Here is a 19850-nt window from a genome sequence, read left to right as displayed (position 1 = left end):
GGATCTCACCAACGCGTCGGTGAATCGAGACCGTCTGTGGTCCGACTTGATGGCGCTCGCCGCCGTCACGGACCCGGACAAGCCGTGGACGCGCCGCTCGTTCACGCCCCGTTTTCTCGAAGGCCGCGACTGGCTGGCGCGGCGCTTCCGCGACGCCGGCCTCGCGGTGCGCATCGACGCCGCCGGCAACCTGATCGGCCGCCGCGAGGGCCGCGTCCCCGGCGCCAAGGCGATCACGATCGGCTCGCACTCGGACAGCGTGCCGAGCGGCGGCCGCTTCGACGGCCCGGCCGGCGTGCTGGCCGGGCTCGAGGTGGCGCGCGCGCTCGCCGACCGCGGCATCGCGCTGGACCATGCCTTCGAGGTGATCGACTTCCTGGCCGAGGAGCCGAGCGAGTACGGCCTCTCCTGCGTCGGCAGCCGCGGCATGGCCGGGGCGCTCGGCCCGAACGAGCTCGCGATGACCGAACCCGGCGGCGAGACGCTGCGCGCCGCCATCGCCCGCGTCGGCGGCGCGCCGGAGCGGCTCGGCGAGGCGGTCCGCGACGACATCGCGGCCTATCTCGAGCTGCACATCGAGCAGGGCACGGTGCTGGAGTCCCAGAAGCTCGACGGCGGCATCGTCACGGCGATCGTCGGCATCACCCGGCTGGAGATCGTGTTCGCCGGCGAGGCCGCGCATGCGAGAGCGCGGCGGCGCTCGGCGCCGGCACCACCGTGATGGCGTCGGGCGCCGGCCACGACGCGGCCTTCGTGTCGCGCATCGCGCCGGCTGCGATGCTGTTCATCCCGTGCCGCGACGGCCGCAGCCACTGCCCCGAGGAATGGAGCGAGCCCGGCGAGGTCGCCGCCGGCACCACGGTGCTGGCCGAGGCGGTGTGCCGGATCGACCGCGACCCGCCGCACCCCGAGGAGAGTCATTGATGCGTGGTCTTCCCCCCGCCGGCCCCGGCGAGACCCATTCGCTTCGCACGTTTCTGGCGGCCCTGCAGGCGCGCGACGAACTGGCCGTGATCGAGACGGCGCTCGACCCGGCCGGTTTCGAGATTTCGGCCTGCTTGTCGGCGCTGGACGGCGGCCCCGCGCTGCTGTTCACCGGCACCGGCGCGACCGGCATCCCGGTGGTCGGCAACGTGCTGGCCGGGCTCGACCGCATCGCCTTCGGGCTCGGCGTGACGCGCGAGGCGCTGACGGGCCGGATCGCCGCGGCGATCGCGGCGCCGCTCGCGCCGGTCGTGATCGACGCCCCGCCCGTGCAGCAGACGGTGCTGCCGCCCGATCTCGGCCTGTTGCCGATCCCGCGCTTCTTCGAGCACGAGACCGGGCCTTACGTGACGGCCGGCTGCATCGTCGTGGAGGACCGGGTCACCGGCCACCGCAACCTCTCCTATGCGCGGCTGAAGCCGCTCGGCCCCGACCGCGCCCTGATCGGCATCGCGCCGAACCACCATCTCGCCGTGATGGCGCGCGCCGCCGCGGCCCGCGGCGAGAAGCTGCCGATCGCCATGACGCTGGGCAACCACCCGGTCGTGCTGATGGCCGCGGCTCTCTACCTGTCGCTCGGCCAGGACGAGCTCGCGGTCGCCGGCGCCCTGCAGGACGCGCCGATCGCGGCGGCGCGCTGCACCACCAGCACTCTGATCGTGCCGGCCCATGCCGAGATCGTCATCGAGGGCGAGATCGACACGGCGCAGAGCGTCGAGGAAGGTCCGGTCAGCGAGTATCACGGCATGTACGAGCGCTACGGCGCCGGCTGGATCGTCGAGGTGAAGGCGATCACGCGCCGTGCCGACGCGATGCTCCAGGTGGTCGAGCCCGGCTACCATGTCGAGCACGTGCTGCTCGGCGGGGTATCGATCGCGGCCGGCCTGCAGTCGCACCTGAAGGCGTTCATGCCGGCGGTCGCCGGAGTCGCGGTGGGAATGGGCGGCTGCGGACGGCTCTCCGCCGTGGTGAGCCTCTCGGCCGACAAGCGGCCCGGCGACGCCCGCAAGACGATCCTGGGCGCGCTCGCCGCCGTGAACCTCGTCAAGCAGGTCACCGTGGTCGACGACGACCTCGACCCGTGGGACGACGCCGCCGTGCAGTGGGCCGTGACGACGCGGCTGCGCGCCGAGCGCGACATCGTCGTGGTGCCGGGCCTGCGGACCGACCGTTCGGAGCCGATGAAGCTCGGCGGCACCATCACCAAGCTCGGCTTCGACGCCACCCGCAGCGACGACGACCGCGACGACTGGACCCGTGCGCTGCCGCCGGCCGACGCCTATACCCGGGTGGCGCCGATCGTCGACGCGATTCGTCGCGGTGCCCGCACCCTCTGACCAGGAGACGACGCCATGCGCAGGATTCTGACCGCCCGCGACGTCGAGCCCGCGATCAAGGGCGGCGCCGTGTTCGCGGCCGGCGGCGGCGGCTGGGCCGATCACGGCCGCATGCTGGGCACCGCCGCCATCAACGCCGGCCAGCCCGAGCTGGTGTCGATCGACGAGCTGCCGGACGACGCCTGGATCGCGACCGCGGCGGCGATCGGCGCCCCCGCCGGCACCACGGCCTGGCAGATGCTCGGCGCCGACTACGTGAAGGCCGTTCAGCTTCTCCAGGACGATCTCGGCGCGCCGATCGCCGGCCTGATCATCGGCCAGAACGGCAAGTCCAGCACCCTCAACGGCTGGCTGCCCTGAATGACGGGCCCGACCTGCGGGTCCATTGGCCTCCTGTTCTGCCTCGCCTCCGGGTTGGATCGGCCGATCCGACGCCTGGACGTTTTCGGAGCGCAAATGAACGACAAGCAGCTCGAATACTTCGTCCGCATCGCCGAGCTGGGCAGCTTCCGCAAGGCGTCGGAGTCGCTGCGCATCGCGCAGCCGGCGCTGACCCGGCAGATCAAGAAGCTGGAGGCGGAGCTCGGCGTCGCCCTGTTCACCCGCGGCACCCGCGGCATCACCACGACCATGCCGGGCACGCTGCTGCTGGAGCGGGCTCGGTTCATCCGCCGCCAGACTGAGCAAGCGGTCGCCGACGTGATGGCGAGGGGCACGATGCCGAGCGGCGCGGTGAGCTTCGGGGCACCGCCGTCGGTCGCCGAGCTGATCTTCTCGTCGCTGTCGAAATCCTACCTGGCGCTCTATCCCGATGTGCGGCTCAACTTCTTCGAGGGCGTCGGGCGACTGCGCCCGTGGCTGCTCTCCGGCGAGATAGACCTCGCCGTCTTGCCGAACACACGCGGCATCGCCAGCCGTCAGGTGGCGCTCGAGACGCTGATCCGAGAGCCCGTCTATCTTGTCGGGCGTCCCGGCGAGTTCCCGTCCGGCCACGTCTGCACCTGGCGGGACGTGGTCGCGCGGCCGCTCATACTCGCGGCGCCGCCGTCGACGGTACGGGGCTGGCTGGAGGCGGCGCTCGCCCGCACCGGCGAGCGGCTGCGGGTGGTCGTCGAGACCGAGAGCCTGCACATCCAGAAGGAGCTGGTGGACGCCGGCGTCGGCCACGCGATCTTGCCGCACAGCGCCGTCTACCGCGACTTCGAGGCCGGAACCCTGACGCTGTCGCGGGTGAAGGGCTGGTTGATGGACCGCGTGCTGGCATGGCGCACCGACCGGCCGCTGACGCCGGCCGTGCAGAAGATGATCGAGCTGACGCGCGTCGAGCTGGCCCGGCTCGCGGCCGCCGGGGCCTTCGGCGAGTCGCCACCCGAGAAGCCGGCGACCCGCCGGCGCTCGCGCGGCTGAGGCGCCGGCCGCCCCAGCCCGCGGGCCGCTCCGGGGCCGTGATGCCGCTGCGGCATCGCGTGCATGCCGCGAAAGTATTGGCCGGCATCGGGTCGGATCTCCTAGCCTCGCTCTCGCCGCACCGGGAAACCCGGACATAGAACAACAGCGGCAGAGGGAGCGAACGCATGAACCTGGGGACCGCGCGTCTCCCGGATCCGGTCGCCACGCCGCGCCCGGCGCGCGCGGCGGTGCCGTGCCGCAGCGCGATCCGGATCTCGCATCTCGACAAGACGTTCGTGACGGTGCGCGACGAGCGGGTGCGGGCGCTCTCCGACATCACGCTCGACGTCGCCGACCGGGCGTTCGTCACCGTCGTCGGCCCGAGCGGCTGCGGCAAGAGCACGCTCCTGAAGATCATCGCCGGCCTGCTCGCGCCGACCTCCGGGCGGCTGGAGGTGGTCGGCGAACCGGTCCTGAAGCCGCGGCGCGACATCGGCGTGGTGTTCCAGAACCCTGTCCTGCTGCCCTGGCGCACCATCCTGGACAACGTTCTGCTGCCGGCCGAGGTGCAGGGTCTACCTGCCGCCGCGTCGCGCGCCCGCGCCCGCGATCTCCTGAAGATGGTCGGGCTCGCCGAGTTCGAGAGCAAGTATCCGGCCGAGCTGTCGGGCGGCATGCAGCAGCGCGCCGCGATCAGCCGGGCGCTGGTCTGCGATCCCGCCATCCTGCTGATGGACGAGCCGTTCGGCGCGCTCGACGCGATGACGCGCGAGCAGATGAATCTCGACCTGCAGCGCATCTGGCGCGAGAGCGGCAAGACGGTCCTGCTGATCACCCACTCGATTCCCGAGGCGGTGTTTCTCGGCGATCGCGTCGTGGTGATGACGCCGCGCCCCGGCCGCATCGCCTGCACGATCGACGTGCCGCTGGCCCGTCCGCGCTCTCTCGAGGCCATGGGCGATCCGGTGTTCGGGCGGCTGTCGAGTGACATCCGCCGGCTGTTCTACACGCTCGGGGACGCCCCGTCCGGTGCGGCGTCGCGAGAGGCCGCACCGGCTCGTGAGTATGCCGGAGGACTCGGATGAGCGTCGACATCGAGACCGCCCGCATCGCCCTCGACGCGCCCAAGCCGATCGGCGGCCTGCGCCTGCTGCTGCGGACACGGCCCGAGCTGGTCCTCGCTCCGACCGTGCTGGTCGTCGTGCTGCTCGTCTGGGAGTACGGTGTCGTCTGGTTCGACGTGCCGAACTACATCTTGCCGCCGCCGAGCGACATTGCGGTGGCGCTGTGGCGTGGGCTCGACGCCGGACTTCTGTCGCGCGGCGGCTACTGGCTGCACGCCGGCGTGACGATCTCGGAGGTGCTGCTCGGCTTCGTCATCGGCAGCTCGGTCGGGCTGCTGCTCGGCACCGTCGTGTCGCAGTTCCGCATCGTCGAGGCGACCTTCAGCCTCTATCTGGTGGCAATCCAGAGCCTTCCCAAGATCGCACTCGCTCCCATCATCGTGCTGTGGTTCGGCTTCGGCCTCACCTCGAAGGTCGTGATCATCTGCCTGCTCACCTTCTTTCCGCTGCTCGTCAACGCGATGGCCGGGTTCCGGGCGGTCGAGCCGGAGCGCATCGAGCTGATGCGGGCGATCGGCGCCAATCCGTGGCAGACGTTCTGGAAGGCGCGGCTGCCCAGTGCGCTGCCCTACATCTTCGCCGGCCTCGATATGGCCGCCGTGTTCGCCGTGGTCGGCGCGGTGGTGGGTGAGTTCGTCGGGGCGCAGCGCGGGCTGGGGGTGCTGATCCTTTCGATGAACGCCCAGATGGACACGGCCGGGACGTTCTCGATCTTCATCATCCTGTCGCTCGTCGGCATCCTGCTGCACGGGAGCCTGCGCCTGGTGGAGCGGCGTCTCCTCTTCTGGTCCGGCGACCGCGGCACGCGCCGCATGGGCGCCTGACACGCTGGCCGGACTGTCCGCATCCGCATCGTCGATCTCCACGAACCACGGACACTGGGTGAAGCATGATCACGCGTCGCGGGTTCAACACGGGCCTCGGTGTCGCCGGAGCCGGCCTCCTGATGCCGACCGTCGTCTTCGCCGAGGACAAGGGACTGGTGCGCCTCGGAAACGCCGCAGGAATCGTCGATCCGCAGCTCAGCTTCATGACGGTCGGTCAGCATCCGCGCGTGAAGTTCTACGAGCAGGAGGGCGTCCGGCTCGAGATCATCAACATGTCGGGTGCCGGCCAGACCCTGCAGGCGCTGGCGAGCGGCAACTGCGAGACCTCGGCGGTGGCGCCGGTCTCGTTCCTCGGCGCCTATGCCAAGAATCCGCGCATCGACGTGATCTTCCCCTATTGCTGGCTGCGCGAGCCGCACTGGTCGGTCGCCGTGAAGCCGGACAGCCCGGTGAAGGCGCTCGCCGAGCTGAAGGGCAGGAAGGTCGGCATCCGCAACCAGGGCGACACCGGCTATTTCGGCGCCCGGGCGATGTTCAAGGAGCTGAGCATCGATCCCGACAACGACATCGAGTGGGTGTCGATCGGCGAGGGCGGCCCGGCCGGCGACGCGATCTATCGTGGCCGGGTCGATGCGATGGCGTTCTGGGACGGCAGCTTCGCCCGCATCGAGCTGGCCGGCTACAAGCTGCGACACCTGCCGAACACGCCCGGCATGGAGAGACTGTTCGGCAACGCCTACGGCGTGCAGAAGTCGAGCCTCCAGAAGAATCGTGACACCGTGGTGCGGTTCTTCCGCGCGATGGCGAAGTCCACCGTGTTCGCTTACGCGGACCTGGACAACTCCATCCGGCTGCACTGGGACATCTATCCGGAGACCAAGCCGAAGGGCCGCACCGACGCGCAGTCCATGGAGGAGGCGCGATACATTCTCGCATCGCGCGCCGACAAGTGGATGCCGAAGCCGGGCCAGCCGGACCAGCGCTTCGGCGCCCAGTCGCTCGCCCAGTGGCAAGCCCAGGTGGAGTTCGCCGGCCTGGAAAGCCAGATCAAGGACGTCTCGGGCGCCTTCACGACCGACCTGCTCGACGAGATCAACGCTTTCGACAGGGCGGCGATCGCGGCGCAGGCCAAGGCGCTGAAGCCGTGACGGCGGCGCCGCCCTTGTATCTCACCGAGGCCGACGTCGCCGCGCTGGCCGGCGTCGACGATGCCATCGCGGCACTGGAAGACTGCTTCGGTGCGCCGGACGGCGATGTCGAGACGCTGCCGCGGCAGCGCGCCGCGCTGCCGTGCGGCGCCTTCAACCTGATGGGCGCCGTGCACCGTTCGCACGGTGTGTTCGGCCTCAAGGCCTATCTCGGTCGGTCCGCCGGCGGCCCGTATCACGTGTTGCTCTATTCCGCGACCGAGGCGCGGCTGGTGGCGCTGATCGAGGCCGACCTGCTGAGCCAGATGCGCACCGGCGCAGCCTCCGGCCTCGCCACCCGCCTGATGGCACGGCCCGACGCCGCCGTGCTCGCCGTGATCGGCACCGGCAAGCAGGCGTTCTGGCAGGCCGCCGCGGTGGCCGTCGTGCGCTCCCTGAAGGAGATCCGCGTGTTCGGTCGCGACCGGGGCCGCCGCGACGCGTTCGCCCGCGAGGTGGAGGAACGCCTCGGCGTCGCGACCGTGGCGGCCGAGAGCGCCGAGGCCTGCGTGCGCGGCGCCGACGTCGTCGTCACCATCACCAAGGCGAGCGAGCCGGTGTGCCTGTCCGACTGGGTCGCCGACGGCGCCCATGTCAACGCCGCGGGCGCCAATTCGGCCGACCGCCGCGAGGTCGACGCCGCGCTGATCCGCCGCGCCAGCCTGCTCGCCACCGACGACCTGCCGCAGGCCCGCATCGAGGCGGCCGAGTTCCGGGACCTGATCGCCCGCGGCGAGCTCGACTGGTCGCAGGTGAGGAGCCTGTCGGAGCTGATGCGGCATCCGCCGCGCCGGAATCACGCCGGCATCAGCCTGTTCAAGTCGCTCGGCGTCGCCATCGAGGACGTGGCCTTCGCCGAGGTGATCGTTTCGCGGGCGCGCACGGCCGGGCGCGGCCGCAGCCTGGAGCGCGGCGTCGCCGCGGAGATGTCGGGAGAAGCCGGATGAGCAGCAAGACAGAAGTGCGCGACAGCATGCGGATCGACTGGGACGTGCCGATCACCATGGACGATGGCGTGGTGCTGCGGGCCGACATCTTCCGCCCGATGGGCGACGCGACGGTGCCGGCCATCCTCACCTACGGTCCCTACGGTAAGGGGCTCGCCTTCCAGGAGGGCTACAAGACCGCCTGGGAGATCATGGCGCGGGACTATCCGGACGCGCTCGAAGGCTCGACCAACAAGTATCAGTCCTGGGAGGTGCCCGACCCGGAGAAGTGGGTGCCGGACGGCTATGCCTGCGTGCGCATCGACAGCCGCGGCGCCGGCCGCTCCGAGGGCTTCCTGTCGGTCCACAGCCCGCGCGAGACCCGGGACCTCTACGACTGCATCGAATGGGTGGCGGCGCAGCCGTGGTGCTCCGGCAAGGTCGGCATGAACGGCATCTCCTACTTCGCCGCCAACCAGTGGCGCGTCGCCGTCAGGCGGCCGCCGCATCTCGCCGCGATCTGCGTCTGGGAGGGCTATGCCGACAATTACCGCGATGCCACGCATCACGGCGGGATCCTGAGCGTGTTCCGCAAGAACTGGCAGGACATGCAGGTGAAGACCGTTCAGCACGGGCTGGGCGAGCGCGGGCCCCGGAGCCGCGTCAACGGCGAGCTGGTGTGCGGGCCGGAGACGCTGAGCGAGGAGGAACTGGCCAAGAATCGAGCCGACATGCCGGGCGACCTGCTGCGCAACCATCTCGACGGCGACTACTACCGGGCCCTCACCGGCGACCTGACGAAGATCGAGGTGCCGCTGCTGAGCTGCGCCAACTGGGGCGGCCAGGGCCTGCATCTGCGCGGGAACATTGAGGGCTTCGTGCAGGCCGGCTCGCCGGAGAAATGGCTCGAGGTGCACGGCGGAGCACACTGGGCGGAGTTCTACACCGACTACGGCGTCGGCCTGCAGAAGCGCTTCCTCGGCCACTTTCTCAAAGGCGAGGACACCGGCTGGGACCGGCAGCCAAAGGTGCAGATCCAGATCCGGCGGCCGGGCCAGATCCGCTTCCCGGTGCGGCACGAAAGCGAATGGCCGCTCGCCCGGACCCGGTGGACGAAGTTCTATCTCGATCCGGCGAACCGCACCCTCGGCACCGGCCGGCCGGCCGCTGCGACGACCATCGACTACGAGGCGATGGGAGAGGGCGTCACCTTTACGACCCCGCCGCTGACGGAGGAGATGGAGATCACCGGGCCGTCGGCGGCGAAACTGTTTGTGTCGTCGAAGACGCGCGACGCCGACGTGTTCCTGATCCTCCGGGTGTTCGATCCGGAGGGTGCCGAGGTGACGTTCTACGGTGCCCTCGATCCGCATACCCCGATCGGCCAGGGGTGGCTGCGCGCCTCGCACCGCAAGCTCGATCCGGCGCGGAGTCTGCCCTATCGCCCGTGGCATCCGCACGACGAGGTGTGGCCGCTGACGCCGGGCGAGGCGGTCGCGCTCGACGTCGAGATTTGGCCGACCTGCATCGTGGTGCCGAAGGGCTTCCGCATCGGCCTTACCGTGAAGGGCTGCGACTACGAGTGGGCCGGTGCCGCCGCGACGCTGTCCAACATGAAGAACCCGATGAAGGGCTGCGGCCCGTTCGTCCACGACGACCCGGAGGATCGCCCCATGGACGTGTTCGGCGGCGTGAACACGCTGCATTTCGGCCCCGACCGCGAGCCCTACGTTCTGCTGCCGGTGATCCCGGGATGACGGCTTTCCTTCAGCCTCCGACATGCGCTCCGCTCGCTCCCGTGGAGGACTCTACGGGCCCGCTCGCCGTGTCGCCCCACGAGGGCCCGCCTTCGCGGGGACGAGGGCACGTCGGAGCCGAAGAATCATCGCCACCGAAAAGCGCTTCAGCCTGCAAGAAACACCCCAGGGAGGAACAACGATGGGCCGTAGCTTGTCTTTCGTCTTGACGGCACTTGCCCTGCTCGCCGGCACTTTCGCCGGCTCTGCCGCTGCGTCCGACTGGCCGACGCGCCCCATCACGGTGGTCTCGCCCTATGCGGCCGGCGGGCCGAGCGACACGGCGATCCGGACCATCGCCGACCGCATGGGGCAGGCGCTCGGCCAGCCCCTGATCGTCGAGAACATTGGCGGCGCCGGCGGCATGATCGGAGCCGCGCGGGTCGCCCGCGCCGCGCCGGACGGCTACACGCTGCTGATCCACCAGAACGGCCTGGCGATCGCACAGACGCTCTATCCCAAGCAGGCGATCGACGTCGCCAAGGAGCTGTCGGCAGTCGGCATGGTCAATGTCAGCCACTCGTTCCTGGTCGGCAACCCGAAGATCCCGGCGAAGACCTTCGAGGAGCTGGTGGTGTGGATGAAGGGACCCGGCAAGCCGGCGAAGTTCGCCCATCCGGGCCTCGGCACGCTCGCCCACATGCAAGCGATCCTGCTGGCGCGCGAGATCGGCGTTGACGTCACGTATCTCGCCTACAAGGGCGGCGGTCAGGCGATGAGCGACGTGATCGGCGGCCACGCCGATCTCGTCTGGGCGGCGCCGACCACCTCGGCTCCGTTGATCGCCGCCAACAAGGTCACCGGCTACGGATTCGGTGCGCCGAAGCGCTATCCGGAGCAGCCCGGCATCCCGACCTTCGGTCAGATGGGCCATCCCGATCTCGACATCCAGTTCTGGCAGGCGCTTTTCGCGCCGGCCGGCACGCCGCGCCCGGTGATCGACAAGGTCAACGCCGCGCTGCGCGAGACGCTGCAGGATCCGGCGATCCTCAAGGCCTATAGCGAGCGCGGCGTCGAGGCCTATCCGCCCGAGCAGATGTCGCCCGAGGCGGCCGACAAGATCCTGCACGCCGAGCTGGAGAAGTGGCGCGGCGTGATCCGCGAGGCCGGCATCACGGCCGAAGGGAATTGACGGCCGTATCCCGAGCCGATCCGTCACCCCGAGGCTCGCCCCGTTCGGGGCGGGCCTCGAAGGGCGCCGGCCCGAGCCGCTCGTCCTTCGGGGCCCGGCCGCCGGGCACTTCGGGACGGCGGAATCGCTCGGGCCGTGCGGAAGAAGAATCAGGTCACGTCGAGCGAAGAGGCCGTCATGGACGAGCAGACCATTCTCATCGAAGGCGAATGTGCGCCCGCGTTCGCGGCCGTGCGGCAGGCGTTCGAGCAGAACTTCCGCCGGCGCGGCGAGCTCGGCGCGGCCGTCTGCGTCTACAAGGACGGCGAGAAGGTCGTCGACCTGTGGGGCGGCTTCAAGGATATCGAGAAGACGCAGCCGTGGCGCGAGGACACCATCGTCATCATGAACTCGGTGGCGAAGAGCATGAGCGCGATCTGCACCCACATCCTGATCGACCGGGGCCGGATCGACTTCGACGCGCCGGTCGCGGCCTATTGGCCGGAGTTCGCCCAGGCCGGCAAGGAGAATGTCCTGGTGCGCCACGTCCTGTCGCACACCGACGGCGTGATCTTCTGCGACGCGGCGCCGCCCGGCTCGTGGTTCGACTGGGAGACCCACATCCGGGCGCTCGAGGTGCAGGAACCGGCCTGGGAGCCCGGCACCCGGGGCGCCTACAACTCGATCAACATCGGATTCCTGCTCGGGGAGATCGTCCGCCGCGTCACCGGGCGGAGTATCGGAACGTTCCTGCGCGAGGAGCTGTCGGGCCCGCTGCGGGCCGACTATCAGATCGGCCTGACGCCGGACGAGATCGCCCGGGTCTCCGACATGCACAAGAACCCCAAGAACGGCTTCTTCCGGATCGCCCAGGACACCACGACGCCGCTCGGCCGCGCCTTCAAGTCGGCGCCGCCGTTCGGTTACTTCCAGAACTGCCGGGAGATTCGCGAGCGCGAGGTGCCGTCCTTCGGCGGCCATGGCAATGCGCGCGCGGTGGCACGCATCTATGCGGCGCTCGCCGGCGACGGCATCGTCGACGGCGTGCGCATCCTGTCGCCCGCCGCGGTCGAGCGCGCGGCCGGGCTCGTGTGGGAGGGCGACTGCATCATGACGCAGCGGCGCATCCGCATGGGCTACGGCTTCATGCACAACGAGCCGGACACGGCCCCGATGGGCGAGAACCTCGCCGCCTTCGGCCACACCGGCACGGGCGGCGCCTTCGCGTGGTGCGACCGCGCCCGCAACATGGCGTTCGCCTATTGCCCGAACTTCCAGCGCGAAGGACCCGGCATCGGGCCGCGCGGCGCGGCCGTCTCGGTCGCGGCAGGGGGCGGCCCGCGCCCGCGCTGGCTGGACTGAGGCGTCCAGGAGCGAGAGGTCGTCTGTCATCGGTCGGGCTTCATGCGGCTCGGGTGCCGCTGCAGACGCGGCGTGTGCTCAGCGCGGGCGCACCTCGCCGGTATCGTTCCACACGTCCTGGCGGGTGATGCCCTCGGCGCCGACCTCGAACCGATCGATGAAGCGAATGCCCGAGAAAGGCCTGCCATCCGGCCACTCGCCGAACAGCGTGCCCCGGCAGTAGACGACCCAGGCCTGGTCCTGGTGGGAGACCTCCCAGGCCTCGATCGTCTTGTCGTTCCGGCGATAGCGCGACGCCGAGCCGGCGGCGATCGCCGACGCCCCGTCGCGACGCACCCCGCCCGGAAACGTCAGCACGGCGCCTTCGGACAGGCAGTCCGATGCCGCCTCGCAATCGCGCATCTGCATCGCGGCCAGATAGGTCTTCACCAGCGCGAGTGCGTCCTGTTCGGAGGAGATCGTCGGCATCGGCCACCTCTCGGGTCGGGGTCAAAGCTCGTTGACGGCGCGGGCCGGCGACAGCACGCGCCGGACCGAGGAGAACAGCGGCAGCACGTGACGACCAGGGCGATCACCAGGATGGTCAGGGCGATCGGGCGGCCGAGCAGGATCTCCCAGGAGCCGCGCCCGAGCATCAGGGTCTGCCGCAGGTTCAGCTCCATGGCTCCCCCGAGCACGTAGGCGAGGATCAGCGGGGCGGTGTCGAAGCGGAGCTTGCGCAGGCCGTAGCCGAGCAGGCCGAAGACCAGCAGCAGGCCGAGGTCGAACACGCTGTTGTTGAGCGAGTAGCCGCCGACCATGATGAACAGGATGAGCGGCCCGTAGAGGAGCTTGTAAGGGACCTTGAGGAGCTGCACCCAGACGCCGATCAGCCGCCGCGCCGCTGCGCATGAGCGACGAGGCTAGTCGCCGTCCGCAGTTCCCAGGCGAGCGCATTCTGGCCGCGAGCGACGTCGAGCGATCGCGCGAACCAGTCCGCCGCCGACGTGTCGCCAGGGTCGCGCCCGGCGATCTCGCCCTTGATCCGCAGGAGCTCGGCGATGCACCACGCCTCGTCGGTCGCCTCGCAGCGGGTCAGCGCCTCGTCGATCACGGCGCGCGCCTCGTCGAGACGGTCGGCCCGGCAGAGGCCCGCGGCGAGCTGGCCGAGAAAGCACGTCAGGTACTGCACGAAGGTCGCCTTGCGCAGCGTGTCGACGCCGGCCTGCAGCCGCGCTATGCCGCCCGACAGATCGCCGGCCTGCAGCAGCGCGTCGCCCTCGAAGCAGGTGGCGTAGGTGCGCCAGCCGTGCAGCGCGTCGCGGGTCGTCAGACTGATCAGCAGTGCGGTCCAGCGTCGCACCGCGTCGAGATCGCCTACCAGGAGCGCGATCGGGCAGGCGGCCTGAGCGAGCAGGTTGCACAGCGAGAGCGGATGATCGAGCGCCTCGGCCGCGGCGACCGTCTCGGCCGCCATCCGCAGCGCCTCGCCGGGCCGTCCCTGCAGCCACAGCACGCGGCTCAGCGTCATCCGGGCCGTCACGGTCTGGTCGAACTGGAAGCGGACCTGATCCGAGCGATGCCGCGGCGCCCGATAGGTCGCCAGCATGCGCTCGATGTGCTGCCGCGCGGCGTCCTGCTCGCCGAGGAAGTGCAGCGAGTCGCCGATCATCCGCTCGCCGACCAGCACGTCGCTGGTCTGCCCGGTCGCCTTCGCCAGCCCGCTGAACCGCCCGGCGATCGCGGCGGCGTCGCGGAAGCGGCCGCGGTTCTTCGAATCCGCCCACAGGCCCCACAGCGCGCGCAGCTGGTGATCGACGTCGCCGAAGGCCTCGGCCAGCGCCAGCGCCCGCGACCACATCTCGTTCGTCTCGCGCTCCCGCGTGGAGGTGTACATCTGCGACCAGGCGAGCGCCGTGTAGAGCCGCATCGCCTCCGGGCTCTTCGCCGCGCCGGCCTGCTCGAGCGATGCGAGCGCCCGATCGGCGCGAACCCGGCATTCCTCCAGCAGCGACAATTCGAGCCAGAGCGGCACGGCCGCGACCGTGAGGGCGACGGCGAGGGCGACATCGCCGTCCGGCCCGCAAGCCCAGTCGAGCGCCGCACGCAGATCGTCGGCGAGCGGCTGCCAGGTGGCACGCCAGGCCGCCGTCGGCTGCAGGTCCCAGTCGCGCGCCGCCGTCGTGAACAGGTCGCGGCAGTGCTCCGCATGGGCGCGCTTCGCGCCGGCGATCTCGCCCGTCTCGGCGAGCTTTTCGAGCGCATAGGCTCGCGTCGAGTCGAGCAGCCGATAGCGCGCCGTCTCGCCGGCGACGTCGACGACGACGAGCGACTTGGAGGCCAGGCTCGCGATCGCCTCGGCGACGCAGAGCGGCCGGGTTTCGTCGGTCGCCACCACGGCCTCGGCCGCCGTGGTCGTGAACCAGCCGGCGAACACGCCGAGCCGACGGAAGAGCAGGCGCTCCGGCGCCGGCAGCAGGCCGTAGCTCCAGTCGAGCGCGGCCTGGAGAGTCTGGTGGCGGGGGAGGGCCGTTCGCCGGCCGCGCGTCAGCAGATGAAAACGGTCGTCGAGCAGGCGCGCGATGTCGGCGAGGCCGAGCGAGTCGACGCAGCCCGCCGCCATCTCGATCGCCAGCGCGATGCCGTCGAGCCGGCGGCAGATCGCGGCGACGAGCGGCGCCTCGGTGTCCGTGAAGGTGAAGCTGTCGCGGGTGGCGATCGCGCGCTCGACGAAGACGCGAACCGCCGGATAGGACAGCGCCTCGGCGGCGGTCAGGCCGTCGCTGCGGTCCGGCACCGCGAGCGGCGGCAGCCGCAGCACCCGCTCGCCGCCGGCCCGCAGCGGCTCGCGGCTGGTGGCCAGCACGGCGGCGGCGGTGTCGCGCACCAGGGCTTCGGCGAGGCAGGCGGCCGCCGCCACGAGGTGCTCGCAGTTGTCGAGCACGATCAGCATCGCCTTGTCGGCGAGCGACGTGATCAGCTCCGGGATCGGCAGCGTCGAGCGGACCGGACGCCCGAGCAACGCGGCGAGCGCGGTCGGCACGAGCGCCGGGTCGGTCACGGGCGCGAGATCGACGAACCAGACGCCGTCCGGGAAGCGCGCGAGGAGCCGCTCGGCGGTGGCGACCGCGACCGTCGTCTTGCCGATGCCGCCCGGTCCCACGACGGTGACCAGTCGGGCCTCCGAAAAAAGGCGCACGATCGTCTCGACCTGGTCGCTGCGGCCGACGATGCTCCCGAGCTGTGCGGGCAGGTTGCCGGGCGGCGGAGCGACACTGGCGCCCGGGCGCGGCGTGTCCGTCTCCTCGAGCACCCGGACCGGGGCGACGAACTTGTAGCCGCGGCCGGGGATGTTGACGATGTAGCGCAGATCATCCCGGCCGTCGCGCAGCGCCTTGCGCAAGGCGGCGACATGCACCTTCAGATTGCCTTCGTCGACGAAGGTGCGGGGCCAGGCGCGCGCGATCAGCTCCTGCTTGGTGACGAGATCTCCGGCCCGCTCCACCAGAGCGAGAAGGATGTCGAGCGCGCGATGGCCGATCCGAACCGGGAGGTCGTTCTCCAGCAGAACGAGCTCCGCCGAACTCAGTCGGAAAGGGCCGAACGACAGCACGCGACCCTGTCCGGCAGGCGCCGGATTCTCCACTGCTCGACCCCGATGTACCAACCTCTGATAGCGGCATCTTAGAAGGGGGCGGCAGCAACCTCCAAATTCATCCGGGGTTTTCCGGATATGCGTCACGGGCCGGCCGATTGAATCGAGCCGGCTTGGGGTTGGTCGCGAGAATCTGGGTCGCCTGCTCGTCGAGCATCAGGTGGTAGTCGCGGAAGTGCGGGCCCGACATGTCGGTCGGTGTCGCGAGGGCATTCTTGGGGGGCATCGGTGATGTGATGGTTCGTCGCACCCGATGAACGCCGATCGCGGTATCGGGTTCACGGCGATCGCGACGATGTGTGCCGTGTTTTCGGAACGATGTCGGAGCGGGGTCGCATTGTCACGATGCGGCGGGCCGCCTTTACCGAAATTTACTCGCCTCGTGCCGCCCGGGCGCGCACGGTCGCGCGGCTCGACTTCAACGGAGACGACCAGCGGAGCCATGACGACATCGACCCGTACACTCGTGCCAGTGGAAGTTCTTCGTCTTCAGGTAGAGCGCGAACGTGTCGGCGAGCACGCCGCGAACTCGTCGAGCGCATCTTCGAGCCGTTCGTCTCGACCAAGCCGGAGGGCATGGGCATGGGACTGATGTTCTGCCGCGCCGTCGTCGAGGCGCATGGCGGCCGCCTGTGGACCGGGCCGGCGCACCCGCGCGGCGCCGTCTTCACGTTCTCGATTCCGACCGCTCTCGTATCCACCGATGCCCAGGAGGTGACGGGATGACCGAGCAATCCGCCGTGTTCGTGCTCGACGACGATCCCTCCGTCTGCGCCTCGCTGGAGAGTCTGCTCGGCTCGGAAGGGCACGACGTGCACGTGTTCGGCACCGCCGAGGCCTTCATCGCGGCGGAGCGGCCCGACCTGCCGGGCTGCATGGTGCTCGACGTGCGGCTGCGCCGCGAGAGCGGGCTCGAAGTCCAGCGCGAGCTCGGCCGCCGTGGCATCGATCTGCCGATCGTCTTCATCACCGGCCACGGCGACGTGCCGATGTCGGTCGCCGCCATGAAGGCGGGCGCGATCGAGTTCCTGCTGAAGCCGTTCCGTGATCAGGATCTGCTCGACGCCGTCAACAAGGGAATCGCGATCGACCGCGCCCGACGCGAGCGGGCTGCCCGGATGGCGGAGCTGCGCGATCGTTTCTCCGCGCTCACGCCCCGCGAGCGCGAAATCATGCCACTCGTCGCCGGCGGCCTGCTCAACAAGCAGATCGCCGGGAACCTGCAACTTTCGGAAGTCACCGTGAAGGTGCATCGCGCCCAGATCATGCAGAAGCTGCGCGCCCGCTCGCTGCCCGATCTCGTGCGCATGGCGGACCGCCTCGCCGCCGATACCGCAAGGGCGTAGACGCGCGACCGAAGAGAACAATTGCCATCGTCCCGGGCACGCTCGACGCTGCCCGGCCCGGCACTCCGCCGGCGCGGCGGCGAGGAGCGCGATGGCGAGCGATGCGGCGTTGAACGAAGCATCGGTGGCGATAGTCGAGGACGACGGCTCCGTACGCGCCGCCTTGATCAGCCTCGCCGGCGCGTTCGGCTTCCCGGCTCGCGGGTTCGCCGACGCGGAGAGCTTCTTGGCCGACGCCGCAGCCGGCCAGGTCGGCTGTCTGGTGGCCGACGTCCGGCTGCCCGGTCTGAGCGGGCTCGCCCTCCAGCACATCCTGTGCACCTCCGGCATCGTGGTGCCGACCATCCTGATCACGGCCTATCCGGACGAGGCGAGTCGAGGCGTCGCGCTGCGGGCCGGTGCCTTCGGCTATCTGGTCAAGCCGGTGTCGCCCGAGGCTCTGCTCGCCTGCCTGCACGCGGCGCTCGGCGGGTGACGCGACCCAGTCCTATCCGCAGGTCCAGGGCCGACGATACCAGGGCACAATTGCTCCGAGCCCGCGCTCCTCAGTAAAATCCGCATACACATCCAGAGGAGCTCGCATGCCCACTGCAACCCCCACGCCTGGCAAGACGCTCGTCGATCCGCGCAATCACATGCTGATCATGATCGACTTCCAGTCGCAGATGTCGTTCGCGACCAAGTCGATCGACGCCGTCACGCTGCGCAACAACGCGGCGCTCGTCGCCCATGCCGCGGCGGGCTTCCAGGTGCCGACGATTCTCACGACGGTCGCCGAGAAGAGCTTCTCTGGCCCGATGTTCACCGAGATCACCGACGCCTTCCCGGGCCAGGCGCTGCTCGACCGCACCTCGATGAACACCTGGGAGGACGCGCCCGTCATCGCCGAAGTGAACCGCATCGGCAAGGGCCGTGTCGTGCTGTGCGGCCTGTGGACCAGCGTGTGCATCGTCGGTCCGGCACTCTCGGCCATCGACCAGGGCTTCGAGGTCCACGTGATCGCCGACGCCTGCGGCGACATCTCCGAGGAGGCGCATGCGCGCGCGATGGATCGCATGGTGCAGGCCGGCGCGCGCCCGATGACTTCGCTCCAGTATCTGCTCGAGCTGCAGCGCGACTGGGCCCGCACCGGCACCTACGACATGACCACCGGCATCGCCAAGCAGTTCGGCGGCGCCTACGGGCTCGGCATCATCTACGCCAAGACGATGTTCGGCGCCTCCGAGGGCCACGCCAAGAGCGCCGCATGAGCGACGTCGAGATAGAGTCTCACGACATGACCGCGACGACGCGGCGCACCGCGCTCGGGCTCGGTGCCGCCGCGGCTCTTGCCGCGGTCGCCGGTTTTCCGGGCGGGCCGTCACCGGCCCGCGCCCAGACCTCCTCCACCTCGCAAGGAAGCACCTCCATGCCCTTCGTCACCACCAAGGACGGCGTCGACATCTTCTACAAGGATTGGGGTCCGAAGGACGCCCAGCCGATCGTCTTCCATCACGGCTGGCCGCTCTCGTCGGACGACTGGGACGCCCAGATGCTGTTCTTCGTCCAGAAGGGCTTCCGCGTCGTCGCGCACGATCGCCGCGGTCACGGCCGCTCGACCCAGGTGAGCGGTCCGCACGACATGGACCACTACGCCGCCGACGCCTTCGCGGTGGTCGAGCATCTCGACCTGAAGAACGCCGTTCATATCGGCCACTCGACCGGCGGCGGCGAGGTCGCCCGCTACGTCGCCAAGCACGGCCAGCCGGCCGGCCGCGTCGCCAAGGCCGTTCTGGTCAGCGCCATTCCGCCGCTGATGCTGAAGACCGAGAAGAACCCGGGCGGCCTGCCGATCGAGGTGTTCGACGGCTTCCGCGCCGCGCTCGCCGCCAACCGGGCGCAGTTCTATCTCGACGTCGCCTCCGGCCCGTTCTACGGGTTCAACCGCCCGAACGCCAAGGTGTCGCAGGGCGCCATCCAGAACTGGTGGCGGCAGGGCATGATCGGCGGCGCCAAGGCGCATTACGACGGCATCAAGGTGTTCTCGGAGACCGACCAGACCGAGGACCTGAAGACCATCACGGTGCCGACGCTGGTGATGCACGGCGACGACGATCAGATCGTCCCGATCGAGGATTCGGCCAAGCTCGCTGTCAAGCTCCTGAAGAACGGCACCCTGAAGGTCTATCCGGGCTTTCCGCACGGGATGCTGACCACGCACGCCGACGTGATCAATCCCGATCTGCTCGCCTTCATCAAGAGTTGAGGACGGCGATAGCCATCGAAAGATCTCGCGTCACGTTCCGCGCATCGCCGCGCAAGCGGGGATCCAGGAGCTGCTTGCCGTGTCGCCCCTGGGTCCCCGTCTTCACGGGGACGAGCGGAGGCCGTGCGCCGCGCCGTGAGCCGTCATGCGCGGGCTTGACCCGCGCATCCATCGCTTTCCGAAGAGGTGAGCCGTTTCGAAAAGTGATGGATCGCCGGGTCGAGCCCGGCGATGACGCCGAGACAGTCATCCGACGGGACGAAAAGAATGCCCGATCTGAAAGCCTATCTCCTGTCGCTCGGCGCCGGCCTGCTGGTCGGCGTCGTCTACAGCGTGATCGGCGTGCGCTCGCCGGCGCCGCCGACCATCGCGCTGATCGGCCTGCTCGGCATTCTACTCGGCGAGCAGATCGTGCCGGTCGCGAAGCGGCTGATCGCCGGCCACGATGTCGCGGGCTTCGTCCGCACGAGCTGCGCCGCGCACGTGCTCGGCCCACTTCCGGGCGGCGAGCCGACCGTGTCCCGCACGTCGGGGGTAGGCCGACCGGCCAGGAGCGACGAGCCGTCCTGATCACGAGCCCGC

18 protein-coding genes and 3 pseudogenes are annotated in these 19850 nt (G+C 70.0%); 17 read left to right on the top strand and 4 right to left on the bottom strand.

Features of this window, described 5'->3' with window-relative positions; genetic code table 11:
- Window positions 1–49 precede the first annotated feature (49 nt).
- From ABTU92_RS17680 to ABTU92_RS17630, 11 genes and pseudogenes are all read left to right on the top strand, one after another.
- Window positions 50–924, top strand: a pseudogene (locus ABTU92_RS17680) (M20/M25/M40 family metallo-hydrolase).
- A complete protein-coding gene (locus ABTU92_RS17675; protein WP_408092918.1) occupies window positions 924–2321 on the top strand; it encodes a UbiD family decarboxylase in 1398 nt (465 codons plus the stop codon). The pseudogene ABTU92_RS17680 and the gene ABTU92_RS17675 overlap by 1 nt, the downstream one beginning before the upstream one ends.
- Window positions 2322–2336: 15 nt before the next feature.
- Window positions 2337–2678, top strand: a pseudogene (locus ABTU92_RS17670) (DUF917 family protein); the annotation flags it as partial.
- A gap of 99 nt (window positions 2679–2777) precedes the next feature.
- Entirely contained in the window at window positions 2778–3728 is a 951-nt protein-coding gene (locus ABTU92_RS17665; RefSeq protein ID WP_408092916.1) for a LysR family transcriptional regulator, read from the top strand.
- Between the two features lie 167 nt (window positions 3729–3895).
- The gene (locus ABTU92_RS17660; protein ID WP_408092914.1) at window positions 3896–4795 is read left to right on the top strand and encodes an ABC transporter ATP-binding protein; all 900 of its coding nucleotides are present in this window, start codon (window positions 3896–3898) and stop codon (window positions 4793–4795) included.
- On the top strand, window positions 4792–5658 hold the full coding sequence (locus tag ABTU92_RS17655) for an ABC transporter permease (RefSeq protein WP_408092912.1): 867 nt from the start codon (window positions 4792–4794) through the stop codon (window positions 5656–5658). Before ABTU92_RS17660 ends, ABTU92_RS17655 begins: the two co-directional genes overlap by 4 nt.
- 65 nt (window positions 5659–5723) lie before the next feature.
- Window positions 5724–6809 carry an ABC transporter substrate-binding protein gene (locus tag ABTU92_RS17650; RefSeq protein ID WP_408092910.1) on the top strand — a complete coding sequence of 362 codons (1086 nt, stop codon included), beginning with the start codon at window positions 5724–5726 and terminating at the stop codon, window positions 6807–6809.
- Window positions 6806–7795, top strand: a complete 990-nt coding sequence (locus ABTU92_RS17645; RefSeq protein WP_408092908.1) for an ornithine cyclodeaminase family protein — start codon at window positions 6806–6808, stop codon at window positions 7793–7795. The genes ABTU92_RS17650 and ABTU92_RS17645 overlap by 4 nt, the downstream gene beginning before the upstream one ends.
- Entirely contained in the window at window positions 7792–9531 is a 1740-nt protein-coding gene (locus tag ABTU92_RS17640; RefSeq protein WP_408092906.1) for a CocE/NonD family hydrolase, read from the top strand. The genes ABTU92_RS17645 and ABTU92_RS17640 overlap by 4 nt, the downstream gene beginning before the upstream one ends.
- Before the next feature lie 193 nt (window positions 9532–9724).
- On the top strand, window positions 9725–10702 hold the full coding sequence (locus ABTU92_RS17635; protein WP_408092904.1) for a Bug family tripartite tricarboxylate transporter substrate binding protein: 978 nt from the start codon (window positions 9725–9727) through the stop codon (window positions 10700–10702).
- Between the two features lie 177 nt (window positions 10703–10879).
- Window positions 10880–12043 carry a serine hydrolase domain-containing protein gene (locus ABTU92_RS17630; protein ID WP_408092902.1) on the top strand — a complete coding sequence of 388 codons (1164 nt, stop codon included), beginning with the start codon at window positions 10880–10882 and terminating at the stop codon, window positions 12041–12043.
- A 78-nt stretch (window positions 12044–12121) separates the two neighbouring features.
- On the opposite strand, the gene ABTU92_RS17625 is transcribed toward ABTU92_RS17630, so the two are convergent.
- The 4 genes and pseudogenes from ABTU92_RS17625 to ABTU92_RS17610 form a co-directional block, all read right to left on the bottom strand.
- Window positions 12122–12511 carry a nuclear transport factor 2 family protein gene (locus ABTU92_RS17625; protein WP_408092900.1) on the bottom strand — a complete coding sequence of 130 codons (390 nt, stop codon included), beginning with the start codon at window positions 12509–12511 and terminating at the stop codon, window positions 12122–12124.
- Complete coding sequence (locus ABTU92_RS17620) at window positions 12469–12900, bottom strand: tripartite tricarboxylate transporter permease (RefSeq protein ID WP_408092898.1); 432 nt, start codon at window positions 12898–12900, stop codon at window positions 12469–12471. The genes ABTU92_RS17625 and ABTU92_RS17620 overlap by 43 nt, the downstream gene beginning before the upstream one ends.
- Window positions 12901–12911: 11 nt before the next feature.
- Complete coding sequence (locus tag ABTU92_RS17615; protein WP_408092896.1) at window positions 12912–15635, bottom strand: ATP-binding protein; 2724 nt, start codon at window positions 15633–15635, stop codon at window positions 12912–12914.
- A gap of 163 nt (window positions 15636–15798) precedes the next feature.
- Window positions 15799–15867, bottom strand: a pseudogene (locus ABTU92_RS17610) (DNA starvation/stationary phase protection protein); the annotation flags it as partial.
- A 128-nt stretch (window positions 15868–15995) separates the two neighbouring features.
- On the opposite strand from ABTU92_RS17610, the gene ABTU92_RS17605 reads away from it, so the two are divergent.
- From ABTU92_RS17605 to ABTU92_RS17580, 6 genes are all read left to right on the top strand, one after another.
- The gene (locus ABTU92_RS17605) at window positions 15996–16403 is read left to right on the top strand and encodes an ATP-binding protein (protein WP_408093021.1); all 408 of its coding nucleotides are present in this window, start codon (window positions 15996–15998) and stop codon (window positions 16401–16403) included.
- The gene (locus tag ABTU92_RS17600) at window positions 16400–17023 is read left to right on the top strand and encodes a response regulator transcription factor (protein WP_408092894.1); all 624 of its coding nucleotides are present in this window, start codon (window positions 16400–16402) and stop codon (window positions 17021–17023) included. Before ABTU92_RS17605 ends, ABTU92_RS17600 begins: the two co-directional genes overlap by 4 nt.
- Before the next feature lie 124 nt (window positions 17024–17147).
- Window positions 17148–17498 (top strand): response regulator transcription factor, encoded by a 351-nt coding sequence (locus tag ABTU92_RS17595; RefSeq protein ID WP_408092892.1) that lies wholly within the window; start codon window positions 17148–17150, stop codon window positions 17496–17498.
- Between the two features lie 106 nt (window positions 17499–17604).
- Window positions 17605–18273, top strand: coding sequence for a hydrolase (locus tag ABTU92_RS17590; protein ID WP_408092890.1), 669 nt, complete (start codon window positions 17605–17607; stop codon window positions 18271–18273).
- A gap of 158 nt (window positions 18274–18431) precedes the next feature.
- On the top strand, window positions 18432–19268 hold the full coding sequence (locus ABTU92_RS17585; protein WP_408093020.1) for an alpha/beta fold hydrolase: 837 nt from the start codon (window positions 18432–18434) through the stop codon (window positions 19266–19268).
- Between the two features lie 276 nt (window positions 19269–19544).
- Complete coding sequence (locus tag ABTU92_RS17580) at window positions 19545–19838, top strand: DUF1427 family protein (RefSeq protein ID WP_408093019.1); 294 nt, start codon at window positions 19545–19547, stop codon at window positions 19836–19838.
- Window positions 19839–19850: the final 12 nt, after the last annotated feature.

This window comes from Rhodoplanes sp. SY1 (assembly GCF_046000175.1).
Taxonomy (GTDB): Bacteria; Pseudomonadota; Alphaproteobacteria; order Rhizobiales; family Xanthobacteraceae; genus Rhodoplanes.
The sequence above is the reverse complement of the archived record's forward strand: the minus strand, read 5'-3'. Positions and strand labels throughout refer to the sequence as shown.